Raw genomic sequence first — 16820 nt, forward strand, 5'->3', positions numbered from 1 at the left:
GCGACATTAGCTCAGTTGGTAGAGCGATACCTTGCCAAGGTATAGGTCATCGGTTCGAACCCGATATGTCGCTCCAATTTCTCCTCGTTTTTTCTTCCCTCAATAAGCTGTTATTTTTATCTGTAAATTCAGTCGCTAGACGCTGTAATTCCGTGATCTGCCGCTAGTTTCTTGCGCTTTCTCTAATATAGTGGTTATTTTGACCAACGAAATATGACCGCCGTCATGTATTCCTGCGGCAGTAACTTACATAATGGACACAGAATAACTGCATCTACAGCAATTACCGCTGCCAATATGGAGGGTGCCGAATGCGTATCCAACAACTGCGTGAACTACTCGATTTTGTGGCCGAATGTCATCTCGACATGGCCCAGTTGTACCATAGATTAAACGACCAAGCTGACTCCACCCGCACCAAAATGTTGTTAGATTATTTTGAACAACACCAAAAAGGTGTGGCGCGTCATTTAGAAGATTACATTGAGGCGGCGCCGAAACGTGTGCTGGAAAGTTGGTACAAAGATTTTGTGTTTGAGGATTTCAAAACCCACTGCCAGAACACCATGTTGCCACCATCAATGACTGAAGACGATGTGTTGGAACTGCATCTTGAGTTAGATAATTTGCTCATTGGGTTATTAGAGAAAACCGCTAACTCCTCCTCATCTGCTGAAGTGAAAAGCGCGTTGGAAGATCTGGTGCGAGTGCAGAAAATCCATCAGCAACGGTTGGTACATAGCACTATGCGCATGGAAGATATTTAGTAAACGTGCTGATATATCTGTCAATTTGCCCAGCCTAGCTGGGCTTTTTGTTTTATTCAGCAGTAATATGATTAACTGCTTAAATGATATACGTCATAAATCGTACTCAATAAACTTGCTAGGCTGCGAAGGAGCTGTTGCCGCAGCATGACTACAAGGCGCATTACCTGCTGTTAGCTGTAGCCAATGACTAGAACCGCTTAACAACGCTTATAAACTTCGTCGATTTTCGTGATGCAATGCAGCGACTTACGCTGCATTGGCTAGTAACAAAGGAGCCAACATGGCCCAAGACTTGTCACATCTGCCCAGCGCGTTATATCTCACCACCCAAGTGCGCCAAGCTGAGTTGGATTGGGCGCAACAGCATCAACAACCGTTATATGCGTTGGTCGAAAGTGCAGGTTTGGCGGCCTGCGATGTGCTGATGCCACATCTGGCTGCAGGAGCGCGCGTGCTGGTGGTCGCAGGGCAAGGCAATAATGGTGCTGATGCCTTGATTTGTTACTTTTGGCTGCGGCAGCGTGGCATTAATGCCACGTTATTCATCTTGCCCGCTAGCAAAGCCAGTGATGAGTGGCAACAGGCGTGGCAATTGTTAGGGCAACATGATTATTCCGCGGTTTATGAATTACCTGACGTTAGCCACTATGATGTTATCGTTGATGGTTTGCTAGGAACTGGGGTTTCCGGCGAATTACGACCAAATTGCGCTGATGTCATCGCCCGCATTAATGGCGCAAACGCTTGGGTGCTGAGTCTCGATGTACCCTCCGGTATCAATGCTGATACGGGCGCGATGGCTGGTGGTGCGGTGATTGCTGATATGACCCTGTGCATGGGGGCTCTGAAGCAAGGGCTGCTGACAGGCGATGCGCGTAACTGCGCTGGCGAGCTAGTATTTGCTGAGTTGGGACTCAGCGAATTTTTGCCCGCGAGTGATGTGCAGCGTGTTGGCCGCGACTATCTTGCTAAGGTGTTGCCCGCCAGAGCGCGTAACGCCCATAAGGGCAGTAATGGCCGCGTGACGCTCATTGGCGGCGATGTCGGTATGGCGGGTGCCATCTGCCTTGCTAGTGAAGCTTGTTTACGCAGCGGTGCAGGGCTAGTGGCCGTGGTGAGTCGACCAGAGCATCAGTTGCTGCTCAACAGTCATCGCGCCGAGTTGATGTTTTGCGGTTGCGAGTTAGTGGATATGGAAGTGTATTCCCGTCTTGGTTGGGCCAATGTGTTAGTGCTTGGTCCCGGTCTAGGTAAACAGGACTGGGGCTACAACCTATTCAAAGCGGTGGCGTTGAGTGAAAAACCGGTAGTGGTTGATGCCGATGCGCTCAATCTGCTCAGTGAGGAACCGCGGCGTGATAACCAATGGGTGCTGACACCACATCCCGGTGAAGCATCACGTTTGCTCGGCTGTGATATCAAAACGGTTGAAGCCGACCGCTTTGCCGCCGTGCGCCAGTTACAGCAACGATACGGTGGCGTCGTGTTGCTCAAAGGTGCTGGTACGCTGATTTACGACGGTCAAAGCTTGTATGTCGCGCCAGTGGGAAATCCAGGCTTAGCCAGTGGTGGGTGCGGCGATGTGTTATCTGGTATAATCGGCGCGCTAATGGCGCAGGGGCTAACTCATACTCAAGCCACTGTTGCCGGCGTTATTATTCATGGCGAAGCTGCTGATAAGGCAGCCGTTGATGGTGAACGGGGCATGCTGGCGAGCGACCTGTTCCCGTGGATCCGCCGCTTGGTCAATACTGTGTAATCGGCAGCATAGCTGCCACTATGGATGTAATAAATGTCGACTGAAATACGTGTTTTGCAGCTAGCAGATGAAACAGCCACCGTAGCGTTAGGCCGCCAATTAGCAGCAGCGATAGAAGCGCCGTTAGTGATTTATCTGACCGGCGAACTCGGTGCTGGCAAAACCACCTTCAGCCGTGGTTTGATTCAAGCATTGGGACATCAAGGCGCGGTTAAGAGTCCGACTTATACACTGGTGGAACCGTATGAACTGCCAGATCTTGACGTGTATCATTTTGATTTGTATCGATTAAGTGACCCAGAAGAGTTAGAATTTATGGGCATTCGTGACTATTTCTCTGAGCGCAGCTTATGTTTGGTGGAGTGGCCAGAGCAAGGACACGGTTGCTTACCGCCTGCTGATATACATATACACATTAAATATGTTAATACTGGCAGAGAAATAACCCTAGAAGCCTCGTCTCCTGCTGGCAAGGTGCTATTAGATAACATAAATAACAATGCCGAAAACTAATAACATCTCGTTGTTTGCCATAGCGCTGGCGCTGCTGTCATGTATCAGCACCTCGGCTTTGGCAGCCAATACCCTAAATAGTGTCCGTATCTGGGCCGCACCAGACTCTACGCGTGTGGTTTTCGATTTGGGCAGTAAACCCGATTATCAATCATTTACACTCACTAATCCCGAGCGTTTGGTGATCGACCTCGATCAAACCGTGCAAGGCAGCAAGGTCTCGTTAGATAAACTCGAAAACAACAGTGCCTTGGTTAAACGCGTGCGTTTCAGTAAACCGCCCAAAAAAGGCACCCTGCGTTTAGTGGTCGATTTAAAGCAGGCCGCGCAAGCTAACCTATTTTCATTACCGCCGACGGGGCCTTATGGCGATCGTCTGGTACTCGATTTTGAACAAGGCTCTGGCGGTCAAAGCAGTGTTAAGCAGGATCTCAATCGTAATCAGTCTACTGAACGCGACGTTATCATTGCCGTTGATGCTGGACATGGCGGTGATGATCCAGGCTCCATCGGGCCCTCTGGAACTTATGAAAAAGGGATTGCTTTAGCTATTGCAACAAAGCTGGCGGATAAACTGAATGCGGTTGATGGCATCACCGCTATCATGATTCGCAAAGGCGATTATTTTGTCGATCTTAACCATCGGTCTGAATTAGCGCGAAAGGCCAAAGCCGATTTATTGGTATCTGTGCACGCCGATGCATTTACCTCACCGCAACCGCGTGGTGCCTCGGTATGGGTGCTATCCAACCGCCGCGCTAACTCTGAGATGGGGCGCTTGTTAGAAAAAGGTGATCAAGTTTCACAGTTACTTGGTGGTGTAGGTGAAATTGTGCAAAACACAGATAGTGAACAGTATCTGATGCGCACCTTGATTGATATGTCGATGGACAACTCACGTTCAGCGGGCTACCAAGTGGCCAGCAATGTGCTGAGCCAACTAGGTAAGGTGACTGAACTGCATAAGAGTCGTCCTGAGTATGCGAGTTTAGCGGTGTTAAAAGCGCCTGATATCCCCTCTTTGTTGGTAGAGACTGGTTACATTTCTAATCCGCAAGAAGAGAAATTATTGCGTAGCTCATCGCATCAGCAGCGAGTTGCCAATGCCATTTTTAATGGCATTTCTCACTATTTCCACAGTTACCCGCCAGAAGGAACATTACTTGCGAAACGCTCATCAGTGAAACATAAAGTGAAGAGTGGCGAGTCCTTATCCATAATTTCAGCACGTTATAACGTGTCAATTGATGCAATCAAAAAGGCCAATAACCTCAAGTCAGATGTCGTGCGCATTGGCCAGCAACTCATCATACCAAGAGCCTGAGGTCGGTATGGCAATTCGCATATTACCGCCGCAACTTGCTAACCAGATTGCGGCGGGAGAGGTGGTGGAACGTCCCGCTTCTGTGGTCAAAGAGCTGGTAGAGAACAGCCTCGATGCCGGCGCAACGCGTGTCGACATTGATATCGAAAAGGGCGGCGCTAAGCTGATCCGCATCCAAGACAACGGCGGCGGTATTGCCAAGGATGAACTGGCATTGGCGTTATCGCGTCATGCCACGTCGAAACTCGGCAGCATTGATGACCTTGAAGCGATCTTAAGTTTCGGGTTCCGTGGTGAGGCACTGGCAAGTATCAGCTCCGTATCACGTTTAACGTTGACCTCCAAAACGGCTGAGCAAACCGAAGCTTGGCTGGCCTATGCCGAAGGTTCAGAAATGGCCGTTAAAGTCATGCCTGCCGCGCATCCACAAGGCACCACCATTGAAGTGGCCGACCTGTTTTTTAACACGCCAGCACGGCGGCGTTTCCTTAAAAGCGATAAAACAGAGTTTACCCATATCGATGAGTGGCTCAAACGCATCGCCATCGCGCGGCCTGAAATCCACTTAACGCTCAAACATAACGGTAAGCAGGTGCGTAATTATCGCCCCGCGCATACTGAATCACAGCTATTGCAACGGTTGACTCAAGTGTGTGGCCGCGCCTTTGCTGAGCAAGCGGTTAGCGTGAGTTGCGAGCATGACGGCCTGCGTCTTACCGGTTATTTGCAGTCACCGATGCAGCAAGACTTGGTCGATGCTCACTATTTTTATGTCAACGGCCGCCATGTGCGTGATCGTTTAGTCACTCATGCGGTGAAACAGGCATTTGCTGGACAGACCGAAGTCGAACAACCCGGTTATGTATTGATGCTACAGCTTGACCCGCACCAAGTGGATGTCAACGTGCATCCCGCCAAACATGAAGTGCGGTTTCACGAAGCACGTATGGTGCATGATTTTGTGTTGCAGGGATTGTCTTCCGCATTGGAACAATGCTGGTCATTGTCAGTGGACCAACAAGTGGTTGAGCCACAACCAATTAAGTCGCAGTTAAGCCAGCCTCCTTATCATCGCCCGCCTGAAAGTCATGGTGTGCCAGCGGCAAATCAAGCGGCGGATATCGACTATGAAACCGGTGAGTATCGACCAAGCCGCGCTAATCAGGGCTCGTTCAACAGCGGTTCAGCTGGGCGTCAATATGGTGCTAGTTCGCCTTCACGCACGGCAGTGAGAAATTACGGTGCGTTGATCAGCACGCCGATGCCATTGCATGAAGCCAAAGCGGATATGGTGGCCCCGGCGGTGAGTGATATGCCACCGCTACTTGACGGCGATTTTTGGGTGTTGGTGGATGGCTATCAACTGAGTTTGTTGGCGGTCAAGCAGGTAGCTAAACAACTGTCGCAGGCCGAGATATTAGCTAAGTTGGCCGATGGCTTGCCGATGCAACCGTTACTGATGCCAGTAGCGGTGAGCTTACAGAGCCACTGGCGACCACTGTTGCAAAAACAAGCAGAACAGTTGGAAAAACTCGGTTTATCGCTCAACCCACATCAACGGCAGTTGATAATTAAGAAAGTGCCCCCATATCTTCGGGAAACACAGTTAGCGCAAGTCATCCCCGAGTTACTGGATTGGATGGTTGAGGCAGAACGTAGTAGCAGTGAATTAGCTGCGTGGATCGCCGAACAATACGCTAAAGGTTATGTTGCTGCCCCAAGAGTTTGGCAGCAGTTTTCTCAAGCTGACGCAGCATTGCAGCAGCAAATATTGAAGTTTGTTAAGGTGCTACCTTGGCAACAATGGATGAGTACATCAGATTGACGGTTGCAGAAACGCCAAGCGTAATCACCCTAATGGGGCCAACGGCATCAGGTAAAACCGATTTAGCCATTGCGTTAGCTGAGCAGCACAATTGTGAAATTGTCTCAGTTGATTCGGCACTGATTTACCGTGAGATGGATATTGGTACCGCTAAGCCTTCTGCCGCTGAGCTAGCACGTGCTCCCCATCGATTGATTGATATTTTAGATCCAAAAGAGAGCTACTCAGCCGCCGATTTTCGGGCCGATTGTTTAGCTGAGATTGAAGCTATCATCAGTAAAGGCAAAACGCCGTTATTGGTGGGTGGCACCATGATGTACTTCAAGGCGTTACTGGAAGGTTTATCTCCGTTGCCAAGTGCTGATGACGACATCCGTGCTGACATCCAAGCCGAGGCTGACGCGATGGGTTGGCAAGCGCTGCATGAGCAACTGGCTAAAATTGACCCGGTATCCGCTGCCAGAATTCATCCCAACGATCCGCAGCGATTATCGCGGGCGTTAGAAGTTTACCGCATCAGCGGTCAATCATTGACTGAACTGACGCAAACAAAGGCAGCAGCCTTTCCCTATAAAACTGTGCAGTTTGCCATTGCACCAAGTGACCGAAAAGTACTACACGAGCGAATTGCGCTGCGATTCAAGCAGATGCTCTCACTCGGTTTTATTGAAGAAGTTGAGCGTTTACGCGCCAGAGATGATTTACACTTAGAGCTACCGTCGATGCGTTGTGTAGGATATCGACAGTGTTGGCAGTATCTCGACGGTGAATTTGACCGTGAAAATATGACAGAAAAAGCCATTGCTGCTACTAGGCAATTGGCTAAGCGTCAATTAACATGGTTGCGGGGGTGGCCAGAGTTACATTGGCTCGAAAGCGGTGAAAAAAGTAATTTAGTTACAGTGATACACCAAAGCCGCTAGCTTAATGGCCCTTGCTGTATAATACTAAAACTAAATAAGAAAGTGTCACTGTTGGATTAATATAAAGCAAAAAGGATATAAAAATGGCTAAGGGGCAATCATTACAAGACCCATTCTTGAATGCGTTACGCCGTGAGCGCGTTCCTGTTTCTATCTACCTAGTGAACGGTATTAAATTACAAGGACAGGTAGAGTCTTTTGATCAATTTGTTATTTTGTTGAAAAACACCGTTAGTCAAATGGTGTACAAGCACGCTATCTCAACAGTAGTACCTTCGCGTCCATTCAATATGGGCAGCGGAAGTCATCAAGGCGGTCAAGCTGGATATAACGGCCAGCAAGACGATAGCAGCGAACAGTAAAAGTATTAAGGAGTCCACTTCTTGTTTGAACGCTATGAGGCGGGGGAGACAGCCGTTCTGGTTCATCTGGATTTTTCCGATGAAGACAGCAGAGAAGATCTCCTTGAATTGCAACTGTTGGTTGAATCGGCAGGGGCACGTTCAGTCGGTGTTATAACAGGAAGTCGTAAAACGCCTGATCGCAAATATTTTGTTGGCACAGGTAAAGCTGAAGAGTTGGCCGCATTCGTGGCTGCCACCGAAGCTAATGTGGTGATTTTTAACCACGCATTGTCGCCAGCGCAAGAACGTAACTTGGAAGCTTTGTGCCATTGCCGGGTACTTGATCGCACCACGTTGATTCTTGATATTTTCGCTCAGCGCGCGAGAACGCACGAAGGGAAGCTACAGGTGGAGCTAGCGCAGCTTCGTCACATGTCGACGCGTTTGATTCGTGGTTGGACTCACCTTGAACGTCAGAAGGGCGGTATTGGTCTGCGTGGTCCTGGGGAAACTCAGCTGGAGACCGACCGCCGTCTGTTGCGTGGCCGCATCAAGTACATTAACCGACGCCTTGAAAAAGTCGATAAACAACGTGAACAGAGTCGTCGTGCGCGCAAGCGTAGCGATATGGCAACGGTATCGTTAGTGGGTTATACCAATGCGGGTAAATCTACGCTATTTAATACCTTAACCTCTTCTACTGTTTACGCGGCGGATCAGCTGTTTGCGACATTGGATCCAACCTTACGTAAACTCGACTTAGCACACCAATCGGTGTTTTTGGCCGATACGGTGGGCTTTATTCGCCATCTGCCGCACGAATTGGTGGCAGCATTTAAAGCCACATTGCAGGAGACGCGGCAAGCCGACCTGTTGTTACATGTGGTCGATTGTGCCGATGACAATATGGATGACAATTTCGCCCAAGTGCAACACGTGTTGCAAGAGATTGATGCAGGCGATATTCCACAACTCATTGTGTGCAACAAGATTGATTTGCTCGAAGAAGCTCAGCCAAAAATTGATGTTGACGGTGAAGGCAAACCTTACCGGGTTTGGGTGTCGGCACAGCAGCAATTAGGGTTAGATTCGCTGCTAGAGGCGGTCGAGCAACTCATTGGTCAGCATATTGTTGATCTTGATTTGAAACTACCTGCAGCGGCAGGTAAATATGTCAGTCAGTTTTTCCGTTTAGAGGCGATACAACAGCAGTCCTATGACGATGAAGGCAACTGTTTGCTGAATGTGAAATTACCAGAAGCAGATTGGAACCGCATGGTCAAACAAAGTGATGGTGAGTTGGACAGTTTTGTGGTGGAAACTGTCGCCGATGATGAAACGGATACTATTATTCAATAACCCTGTGTATTCATTCTGTTATGGAGTGTTCAATGGCTTGGAATGAGCCCGGTAACAAGGGTAAAGATCCTTGGGGAAATAAAGGTGGGAATGATAAAGGACCACCAGATGTCGATGAAGTGTTTCGCAAACTGTCGAAGCGCTTTGGTGGTTCAGGTGGCGGTAGCGGCTTTAGCTTTGGTGCGCTCGCCATTGTCGTTGTCATCGCCGTAGTTGTTTGGGGCTTGTCTGGCTTCTACACCATTAAAGAAGCACAACGTGGCGTAGTGATGCGCTTCGGACAGCACATTGGTGAAGTTGGCCCAGGTTTGCACTGGAAAGCGACGTTCGTCGATTCGGTACTGCCGGTTGATGTGTCAACCGTACGCTCAATTCCTGCGTCTGGCAGCATGCTTACTGCTGACGAAAACGTGGTGCAGGTTGAGTTGGATGTGCAGTTCAAAGTCAATAACGCCTACAACTATCTGTTTAGCGCGGTTGATCCACAATCTAGCTTAAGTGAAGCGACCGATAGTGCGCTGCGCTATGTGGTTGGTCATTCTCGTATGGATGATATTCTGACTACCGGCCGTGCCACCATTCGTGACAATACTTGGGCGGAAATCGAACGCATTATCGAACCTTATAAACTGGGTTTGACGATTGTCGACGTTAACTTCTTACCAGCGCGCCCGCCGGAAGAAGTGAAAGAAGCTTTTGATGATGCGATTTCGGCACAGGAAGACGAGCAACGCTTTATTCGTGAAGCGGAAGCTTATGAGCGTGAAATTGAGCCGAAAGCGCGTGGTCAGGTACAACGTATCAGCCAAGATGCGCGTGCTTACAAAGAGCGTGTAGTACAGGATGCAGAAGGTGCAGTAGCGCGTTTCGACAAGTTGTTGCCGGAATACAAACAAGCGCCAGAAGTGACCCGTAAACGTCTCTATTTAGACGCAATGCAAGAGGTGTTTAGCGGTACTGATAAAGTGTTGGTTGATAGTAAAAACAGCAACAACATGATGTACTTGCCGCTGGATAAAATGATGAACAAACGTGCTGCGTCAAATGCTGACAGTAACGGTCAAGTCCCCGTGACTCAGTATAACAACAGCACATCGCTCGATAGTTCATCTGGTAACAGCTCAAGCAGCTATTCAGTGAATGATGGTCGTATTCCGCGTGAAGCGCGTGTCCGTCAGGCAAGAGGAGAATAATCGATGAGAACACTTTTGATTATTGTCGCCATTGTCATTGGCGTCGGACTGTCATCATTGATGGTAGTGACTGAAGGCGAACGCGCCATTGTGTCTCGCTTTGGCGAAGTACTGAAAGATAATGTCGATGGTAAGCCTGTAACCCGCGTTTATGGTCCAGGTTTGCACGTAAAAATTCCAATGATCGATAAAATTCGTTATTTGGATGCGCGCATTCAAACCTTGGACGGTGCGGCGGATCGTTTCGTGACTTCTGAGAAAAAAGACCTGATGGTTGATTCTTATGTGAAGTGGCGTATTCAAGATTACGAAAAGTTCTACCTGTCTACCAATGGTGGTCTGAAATCTAATGCAGAAGCCTTGCTGCAACGTAAGATCAACAGCGACCTGCGTACAGAGTTTGGTAAACGCACCATTAAAGAGATCGTTTCTGGTATCAGCGAAGATCGTAATACCGAAGGTTCGAGCCGCGATGAATTGCAACGTTTAGCACTGCAAAACGCTGCGAAGAGCGCGCAAGACCTTGGTATTCAAGTGGTTGACGTACGTGTTAAGCAGATCAATCTGCCAAACAACGTTAGTAACAGTATCTTCCAACGTATGCGTGCTGAACGCCAAGCAGTAGCGAAAGAACATCGCGCCAAAGGTAAAGAGGAAGCGGAGAAAATCCGCGCTCGTACCGATGCTAACGTGGTGGTGACATTGGCTAACGCACGTCGCCAAGCGGAAGCTATTAAAGGTCAAGGTGATGCCACCGCCGCTAAGATTTATGCGGATGCATTTAATAAAGACCCAGAGTTCTACAGCTTTCTGCGTAGCTTAGATGCGTACAAAGCAAGCTTCAGCGGCCACTCTGATGTCATGGTGTTGTCACCTGACAGTGAATTCTTTAAATACTTTAAAGAAGGCGCTAAGTAAGGTTAGCTTATCTAGCAAAAGCCCAGCACAGGTTGCTGGGCTTTTTGTTTTTGTCGCTAATATGCTGTGATTTTTATCACTTTTCCTCATGAATTATTAAGTAATTTTTCTTATAATGCCGAGCCAAATATAAGCTAAGTCACCCACTGCACCGATTGAGCCGTGCAGCATTGGAGATGAATGGATGAGCAGTTCGGCAGATCTTGGGCGTAGACGCATTCTAGCGATCACCACCATTGCGGTGGGAGGTGCAGGTATTGCCACTGCAACTTTGCCTTTTATCAAATCTTGGAATCCCAGTGTTAAAGCGCAGGCTGCGGCTGTTCCCGTTGAGGTCAACATCAGCAAGCTTGATGAAGGACAACTGATCAAGGTGATGTGGCGTGGTAAGCCAATTTGGGTGGTAAAGCGCTCTGCTGCCACCTTAGCCGTGCTTGGTGCCCATGACGATAAATTGCGGGATCCGCAGTCAGAGGAACCGCAACAGCCTAAATATGCCAAAAACCCTTGGCGCTCAATTCGGCCTGAGATTTTTGTTGCCGTGGGAATCTGCACCCATTTGGGCTGCTCTCCAACGTATCAACCCGATAATTTCTCCGACCATGTCGACGGTGTCACCTCAGGCTTTTTTTGCCCTTGCCATGGCTCGGGTTTCGATATGGCGGGCCGCGTGTTTCAGGGCGTTCCTGCGCCACTCAACTTGGTGGTCCCACCACACCATTACCTCGATGACGGTCGGCTGGTGATTGGTACTGAGCGGGAGTCAAGCTAATGAAAGGTTTAGTCCGCTGGCTCGATGATCGCATTCCGATGACGGCGACCTACAAACGTCATATCGGCCAATATCCCGCACCGAAGAACTTCAACATCTGGTATCTGTTTGGTTCGTTAGCCATTCTGGTGCTGTTTAACCAGTTACTCACCGGCGTGTGGTTGACCATGAGTTATGTGCCCACCACGGATGGGGCTTTCGCTTCAATCGAGTATCTGATGCGTGATGTCGAGTACGGCTGGCTGCTGCGCTATATGCACTCCACCGGTGCCTCGGCGTTTTTTGTGGTGATCTATCTGCATATGTTCCGTGGTTTACTGTACGGTTCGTACCAAAAGCCGCGTGAATTGCTGTGGATATTCGGCATGCTGATCTTCGTCGTGGTAATGGCGGAAGCCTTTATGGGCTACCTGTTGCCGTGGGGACAGATGTCCTATTGGGGCGCGCAGGTGATTATCTCCTTGTTTGGTGCCATCCCGGTGATCGGCGATGATCTTACGCTTTGGATCCGTGGTGACTATGTGGTTTCTGGTGCCACACTGAATCGCTTCTTCGCACTACATGTGATTGCGTTGCCGTTGATTATGGTGGTGCTGATCTTTCTGCATCTTATCGCGCTGCACGAAGTGGGCTCTAATAATCCTGATGGTGTCGAAATTAAAAAACATAAAGATGAAGATGGCTGGCCGCTTGATGGTATTCCGTTTCACCCTTACTACACGGTGAAAGATCTTGTCGGCATTGCAGGTTTTTTGATGGTGTTCTGCTTCTTTGTCTTTTTCATGCCGGAAGGCGGTGGCTTGTTATTGGAAAGCCCGAATTTTGAAGCCGCTAATCCAATGAAAACGCCGGAACATATTTCACCTGTATGGTACTTCACGCCGTTCTACGCCATGTTGCGTGCGGTGCCAGATAAACTGGGTGGCATTGTGGTGATGGGAATGTCAATTGCCTTGCTGTTTGTGTTGCCTTGGTTAGATCGCTGCAAAGTGAAGTCAGTGCGTTACCGCAGCCTAGGTCACCGGATTAATCTGGCGCAATTTGCTATCTCGTTTGTCGCCTTAGGCGTGTTAGGCCTGCTGCCGGAAACCACGATACTGAAGTGGTGCGCGCGGGTGTTTACCGTGGGCTATTTTGGTTTCTTTATCGCCTTGTGGTGTTACAGCAAACGTGAGCCAACGAAGCCAGTGCCAGAGAGGGTGACATTTAAATGAGACGATTACTCACCTTGCTACTCTGCTGCATTCCGTTATGCGGCATCGCAGCCGATGTTGAATTGCAACAGGCCGATATTGCCCCTGATGATATCGCGGCACAGCAACGTGGTTTTAAAGCCTTTCAAATGCACTGCGCCTCGTGTCATAGCACCCATTTTCAACGTTATCAGCGTGTTGCTGATGATTTGGCATTGTCTGAAGCTGAACTTGAGCAATACATGTTCACGGGGGCCAAGGTCAATGATCTGATTGAAAGTGCCATGAGTGAAGAAGAAGCTGCCCGTTGGTTTGGTATGGCGCCGCCCGATTTAACCTTAGTCAGCCGCGTACGTGGCGATGATTGGGTGTACACCTTTTTGATGTCGTTTTATCAAGACGACAAACGTCGTTTCGGTGTTAACAATCTGCTATTGCCATACACCGCCATGCCACATGTATTGCAGCACGAACAGGGCCTTGCGACGGCCAACTATGTTGAAAAGAACGGCAAGACCGTTGTCGCCAGTTTAAACCCACCGCAACACGGCAGTATGACTGAGGCTGAGTATGCCGCGATGGTCAAAGACATTACCGCCTATCTAAGTTATGCCGCAGATCCAGTACAGGCGAAGCGCGAAGCGATTGGCTGGTGGGTGATGGGTTATTTAGCCCTATTTTTCCTGCTGGCGTGGTGGTTAAAGAAAGAATATTGGAAGGATGTACACTAAAGCCCACAAAAAGTGCTAAAATGCGGCATCCAAAGAACGCGAACTGAGGTATTTCACCTAGCAGTTTGCGTTTATTTTATGAAATCTGGAGGGGATCAATGGCTCTGGCTGCCAATAAACGCTCTATTATGACCCTGTTTTCCGGGGCTGATGATTTGTACAGCCATCAGGTTCGTATTGTACTGGCTGAAAAAGGGGTAACAGTGGATGTGCTGCAGGTAGACCCTAATGACTTGCCTGAAGATCTACTCGAACTGAATCCTTATAACTCAGTGCCAACGCTGGTTGACCGTGAATTAGTGCTGTATGAAAGCCGCATTATCATGGAATATCTGGATGAGCGTTTCCCTCATCCACCGTTGATGCCAGTGTATCCTGTATCTCGCGGTCAAACCCGCCTGATGATGCACCGCATTGAGAAAGACTGGTACAGCTTAGTTGAGCGTATCCGCACTGGTGACCGTGCTGATCAAGCACGTAAAGAACTGCTGGAAAGCATTCTGGCTATCGCGCCAGTATTCGCTGAAATGCCGTATTTTATGAGCGAAGAGTTTGGTTTGGCAGATTGCTATTTTGGTCCGCTGTTGTGGCGTTTGCCAGCCTTGGGCATTGAGCTTGAAGGCAAAGCGTCGAAAGAGATCAAAGCTTACATGACACGAGTGTTTGAACGTGAATCTTTCAAAGCCTCGTTGACTGAAGCCGAACGCGAAATGCGCATGGGGCTGTAATGAAAGGAATGACGCCAAGTCGCCCGTATTTGCTGCAGGCTTACTTCCAATGGTTACTGGATAACAATCTCACCCCGCATTTGGTGGTAGATGCAACCGTACCAGGAACACAAGTGCCAGTGCAGTACGTGAAAGACGGGCAGATTGTATTGAACATCGCTCCTTCGGCGGTGGGCAATTTACAGTTAGGCAATGAGTTTGTGGAATTCAGCGCTCGCTTTGGCGGTGTGCCACAACAACTGATCCTGCCAATGCAGTCTGTAGTGGCAATCTACGCACGTGAGAACGGCGCAGGTACCGTGTTTGATATGGAAGATGCCTATCTGCTCGAAGATGGCGAAGAAACCATGTTGAACGTCGTTGAGTCTGAGCCGTCAGCCACCGCTGAAGCAACACCAGCAGCAACGACTGATGACAAAGCGAAACGCCGCGCGCATTTAACCGTCGTGAAGTAATCACTACGGTACTTCAAGAAACCAGTCTTCGGACTGGTTTTTTTATGGCTAAATTTTATAGCGGAAATGGCCGGTTAACTGTTTGAATAATCAAAAAGTAGCGCTATTTTTAAGCGTGATTGTTCCGCCCAGTACTGTTGGGTAGAATGCAGCTGTATTTTTTAATCAAAGGATAGATATATGAACGGTGCAGGCGGCACAAGTGGTGGTATTGGTCAGTTTTTTCTTGGGTTAGCGATGATCTGTGGTGGCGGTTATCTGCTGCTGAATGCTATCAGTGTGACCTCCAGTTTTGGCTTCGGTACCCGTTTATATGGTGTCGGCATGATGGGCAGTCAGTGGGGTATCACTGGTGGCATGATCATGATCCCGTTTATTTTTGGCGTCGGTATGGTGTTTTACAACGCCCGCAACGTGCTTGGTTGGCTGTTGGCAGGCGGTTCATTGGTCGCAATGATCATCGGTGTGATCTCATCTATCCATTTCCACCTGCGCAATATGAGCAGTTTTGATCTGATTGTTATTCTGGTGCTGTTTGTCGGCGGCATTGGTTTGTTTTTGCGCTCACTAAAATCGATGGAAGGCTGATGTCAGACGAGCCGCAACTACCACTGTTATATAACTTTCGCCGTTGTCCTTACGCTATTCGCGCGCGCTTAGCGATTATTGCCAGTGGCATAGTGGTGAATGTGCGTGACATCGTGCTCAAACATAAACCTGAGCCGATGTTAGCTATCTCGCCGAAAGGTACGGTGCCGGTGCTGCAGTTGCCCAATGGTGTGGTGATTGATGAAAGTGCCGATATCGCGCTGTGGGCGCTGACGCAGCGTGACCCACAGCAACTCTTCAAGTTATCCACGACTGAGCAGCAGTGGACCATGGCGCAACTTGCGCGCAATGATGGCGAGTTCAAACACTGGCTTGACCGTTACAAATACTTTGACCGTTTCCCTGAGCAGTCACAAACCGAGTATTTCACTGCCGCGCTTGCCAGTTTGCAGCCGTTGGAGCAACAGCTCGCTAGTCACGCAGATGACTTTTTGCTGCAACGTTTGACTCTAGTCGATTTGCTGTTGCTGCCGTTTGTGCGGCAGTTTGCTCTGGTTGACGATGCCGCGTTTGCGGCGGCACCGTTGCCAAGAGTGCAGCAGTGGTTAGCACACGGTCTGGCACAACCTTGGTTTATTTATGCCATGCAAAAGCGGCCGATTTGGCTGGAAACCGGCACGGAATATCCGTTGTTGCTGCCGATGCACTAAGCTTGGATTGGCTCGCCCCACCGAATGGCATACAATGCGTGCCGTTTTCTGCTAACCGATATTGCCTCACTATGTTGCTGCTGATTGATAACTACGATTCGTTTACCTACAACCTAGTGCAGTATTTTCAGCAGTTGGGGCAGCAACCTGTGGTGCGACGTAATGATCAGCTGTCGTTGCAAGACATTGCCGCGTTGCAGCCCACCCATCTGGTGATTTCTCCCGGCCCCTGTACCCCTAATGAAGCAGGCATCTCGCTGGCAGCGATTGAACAATGTGCTGGCAAGTTACCCATTTTGGGCGTGTGCCTTGGGCATCAAGCGATTGCGCAAGTATTTGGTGCCAACGTGGTTCGCGCTGAGCGCGTGATGCACGGTAAAACGTCAGCCATTCGCCATAACGGTCAGCGATTATTTAAAGACTTACCCGATCCGCTCACCGTTACTCGTTACCATTCATTATTAGTGGAGCAACTGCCGCAAGGTTTTGTCGAAGATGCGTGGTTTGATGATCCAGTTCACGGCCATGAGATCATGGCACTGAGCCATACCGAGTTGCAGCTTTACGGCGTGCAGTTCCATCCAGAATCCATTTTGACCCAAGCCGGTCACCAGCTATTAAACAACTTCCTTACGTTGTAGCTGCTGGTCGATATCTCCTGTTGCCTCGTATGGGCTAATCACGCCTAACACGCTCTTACAAGTTTCTACCACGCTGTATCGCCGCAAACGGCGTTGGCTGTGGTATAAACTGC

The 16820-nt window shown here is 49.2% G+C and carries 18 protein-coding genes and 1 tRNA gene; all 19 read left to right on the plus strand.

The features are described 5' to 3' along the window. Positions 1 to 76 (plus strand) — tRNA-Gly (locus L9G74_RS11555). 235 nt (positions 77 to 311) lie between these two features. After that, a complete protein-coding gene (locus L9G74_RS11560) occupies positions 312 to 767 on the plus strand; it encodes a hypothetical protein (RefSeq protein ID WP_238896552.1) in 456 nt (151 codons plus the stop codon). Between the two features lie 283 nt (positions 768 to 1050). Then, the gene (locus L9G74_RS11565; RefSeq protein WP_238896553.1) at positions 1051 to 2529 is read left to right on the plus strand and encodes an NAD(P)H-hydrate dehydratase; all 1479 of its coding nucleotides are present in this window, start codon (positions 1051 to 1053) and stop codon (positions 2527 to 2529) included. Positions 2530 to 2562: 33 nt separating this feature from the next. Next, on the plus strand, positions 2563 to 3042 hold the full coding sequence (gene tsaE / locus L9G74_RS11570) for a tRNA (adenosine(37)-N6)-threonylcarbamoyltransferase complex ATPase subunit type 1 TsaE (RefSeq protein ID WP_238896555.1): 480 nt from the start codon (positions 2563 to 2565) through the stop codon (positions 3040 to 3042). Continuing rightward, the gene (locus L9G74_RS11575; RefSeq protein WP_238896557.1) at positions 3029 to 4366 is read left to right on the plus strand and encodes an N-acetylmuramoyl-L-alanine amidase; all 1338 of its coding nucleotides are present in this window, start codon (positions 3029 to 3031) and stop codon (positions 4364 to 4366) included. Before tsaE ends, L9G74_RS11575 begins: the two co-directional genes overlap by 14 nt. 7 nt (positions 4367 to 4373) lie before the next feature. Continuing rightward, on the plus strand, positions 4374 to 6191 hold the full coding sequence (gene mutL / locus L9G74_RS11580; protein ID WP_238896559.1) for a DNA mismatch repair endonuclease MutL: 1818 nt from the start codon (positions 4374 to 4376) through the stop codon (positions 6189 to 6191). After that, the gene (miaA, locus tag L9G74_RS11585) at positions 6170 to 7114 is read left to right on the plus strand and encodes a tRNA (adenosine(37)-N6)-dimethylallyltransferase MiaA (protein WP_238896683.1); all 945 of its coding nucleotides are present in this window, start codon (positions 6170 to 6172) and stop codon (positions 7112 to 7114) included. The genes mutL and miaA overlap by 22 nt, the downstream gene beginning before the upstream one ends. Positions 7115 to 7197: 83 nt before the next feature. Continuing rightward, positions 7198 to 7476 carry an RNA chaperone Hfq gene (hfq, locus tag L9G74_RS11590; protein WP_238896560.1) on the plus strand — a complete coding sequence of 93 codons (279 nt, stop codon included), beginning with the start codon at positions 7198 to 7200 and terminating at the stop codon, positions 7474 to 7476. 21 nt (positions 7477 to 7497) lie between these two features. Further along, positions 7498 to 8817 carry a ribosome rescue GTPase HflX gene (gene hflX, locus L9G74_RS11595; protein ID WP_238896562.1) on the plus strand — a complete coding sequence of 440 codons (1320 nt, stop codon included), beginning with the start codon at positions 7498 to 7500 and terminating at the stop codon, positions 8815 to 8817. A gap of 32 nt (positions 8818 to 8849) precedes the next feature. Further along, positions 8850 to 10010, plus strand: a complete 1161-nt coding sequence (gene hflK / locus L9G74_RS11600; RefSeq protein WP_238896564.1) for an FtsH protease activity modulator HflK — start codon at positions 8850 to 8852, stop codon at positions 10008 to 10010. Between the two features lie 3 nt (positions 10011 to 10013). Continuing rightward, positions 10014 to 10928 carry a protease modulator HflC gene (gene hflC, locus L9G74_RS11605; protein WP_238896565.1) on the plus strand — a complete coding sequence of 305 codons (915 nt, stop codon included), beginning with the start codon at positions 10014 to 10016 and terminating at the stop codon, positions 10926 to 10928. Positions 10929 to 11112: 184 nt separating this feature from the next. Next, positions 11113 to 11700 (plus strand): ubiquinol-cytochrome c reductase iron-sulfur subunit, encoded by a 588-nt coding sequence (petA, locus tag L9G74_RS11610; protein WP_238896567.1) that lies wholly within the window; start codon positions 11113 to 11115, stop codon positions 11698 to 11700. Next, positions 11700 to 12914 (plus strand): cytochrome b, encoded by a 1215-nt coding sequence (locus L9G74_RS11615; RefSeq protein ID WP_238896569.1) that lies wholly within the window; start codon positions 11700 to 11702, stop codon positions 12912 to 12914. Before petA ends, L9G74_RS11615 begins: the two co-directional genes overlap by 1 nt. After that, positions 12911 to 13624: a cytochrome c1 gene (locus tag L9G74_RS11620; protein WP_238896571.1), complete on the plus strand. Its 714-nt coding sequence runs from the start codon at positions 12911 to 12913 to the stop codon at positions 13622 to 13624. The genes L9G74_RS11615 and L9G74_RS11620 overlap by 4 nt, the downstream gene beginning before the upstream one ends. Positions 13625 to 13722: 98 nt before the next feature. Then, complete coding sequence (sspA, locus tag L9G74_RS11625) at positions 13723 to 14352, plus strand: stringent starvation protein SspA (RefSeq protein ID WP_238896573.1); 630 nt, start codon at positions 13723 to 13725, stop codon at positions 14350 to 14352. Beyond that, the gene (locus L9G74_RS11630; RefSeq protein WP_238896575.1) at positions 14352 to 14807 is read left to right on the plus strand and encodes a ClpXP protease specificity-enhancing factor; all 456 of its coding nucleotides are present in this window, start codon (positions 14352 to 14354) and stop codon (positions 14805 to 14807) included. The genes sspA and L9G74_RS11630 overlap by 1 nt, the downstream gene beginning before the upstream one ends. Before the next feature lie 180 nt (positions 14808 to 14987). Next, a complete protein-coding gene (locus tag L9G74_RS11635) occupies positions 14988 to 15395 on the plus strand; it encodes a hypothetical protein (RefSeq protein WP_238896576.1) in 408 nt (135 codons plus the stop codon). Beyond that, a complete protein-coding gene (locus L9G74_RS11640) occupies positions 15395 to 16066 on the plus strand; it encodes a glutathione S-transferase N-terminal domain-containing protein (RefSeq protein ID WP_238896577.1) in 672 nt (223 codons plus the stop codon). Before L9G74_RS11635 ends, L9G74_RS11640 begins: the two co-directional genes overlap by 1 nt. A gap of 71 nt (positions 16067 to 16137) precedes the next feature. Then, positions 16138 to 16707, plus strand: a complete 570-nt coding sequence (locus L9G74_RS11645; RefSeq protein WP_238896684.1) for an anthranilate synthase component II — start codon at positions 16138 to 16140, stop codon at positions 16705 to 16707. Positions 16708 to 16820: the final 113 nt, after the last annotated feature.

Source organism: Shewanella electrica (assembly GCF_022321485.1).
GTDB classification, from domain to species: Bacteria; Pseudomonadota; Gammaproteobacteria; order Enterobacterales; family Shewanellaceae; genus Shewanella; species Shewanella electrica.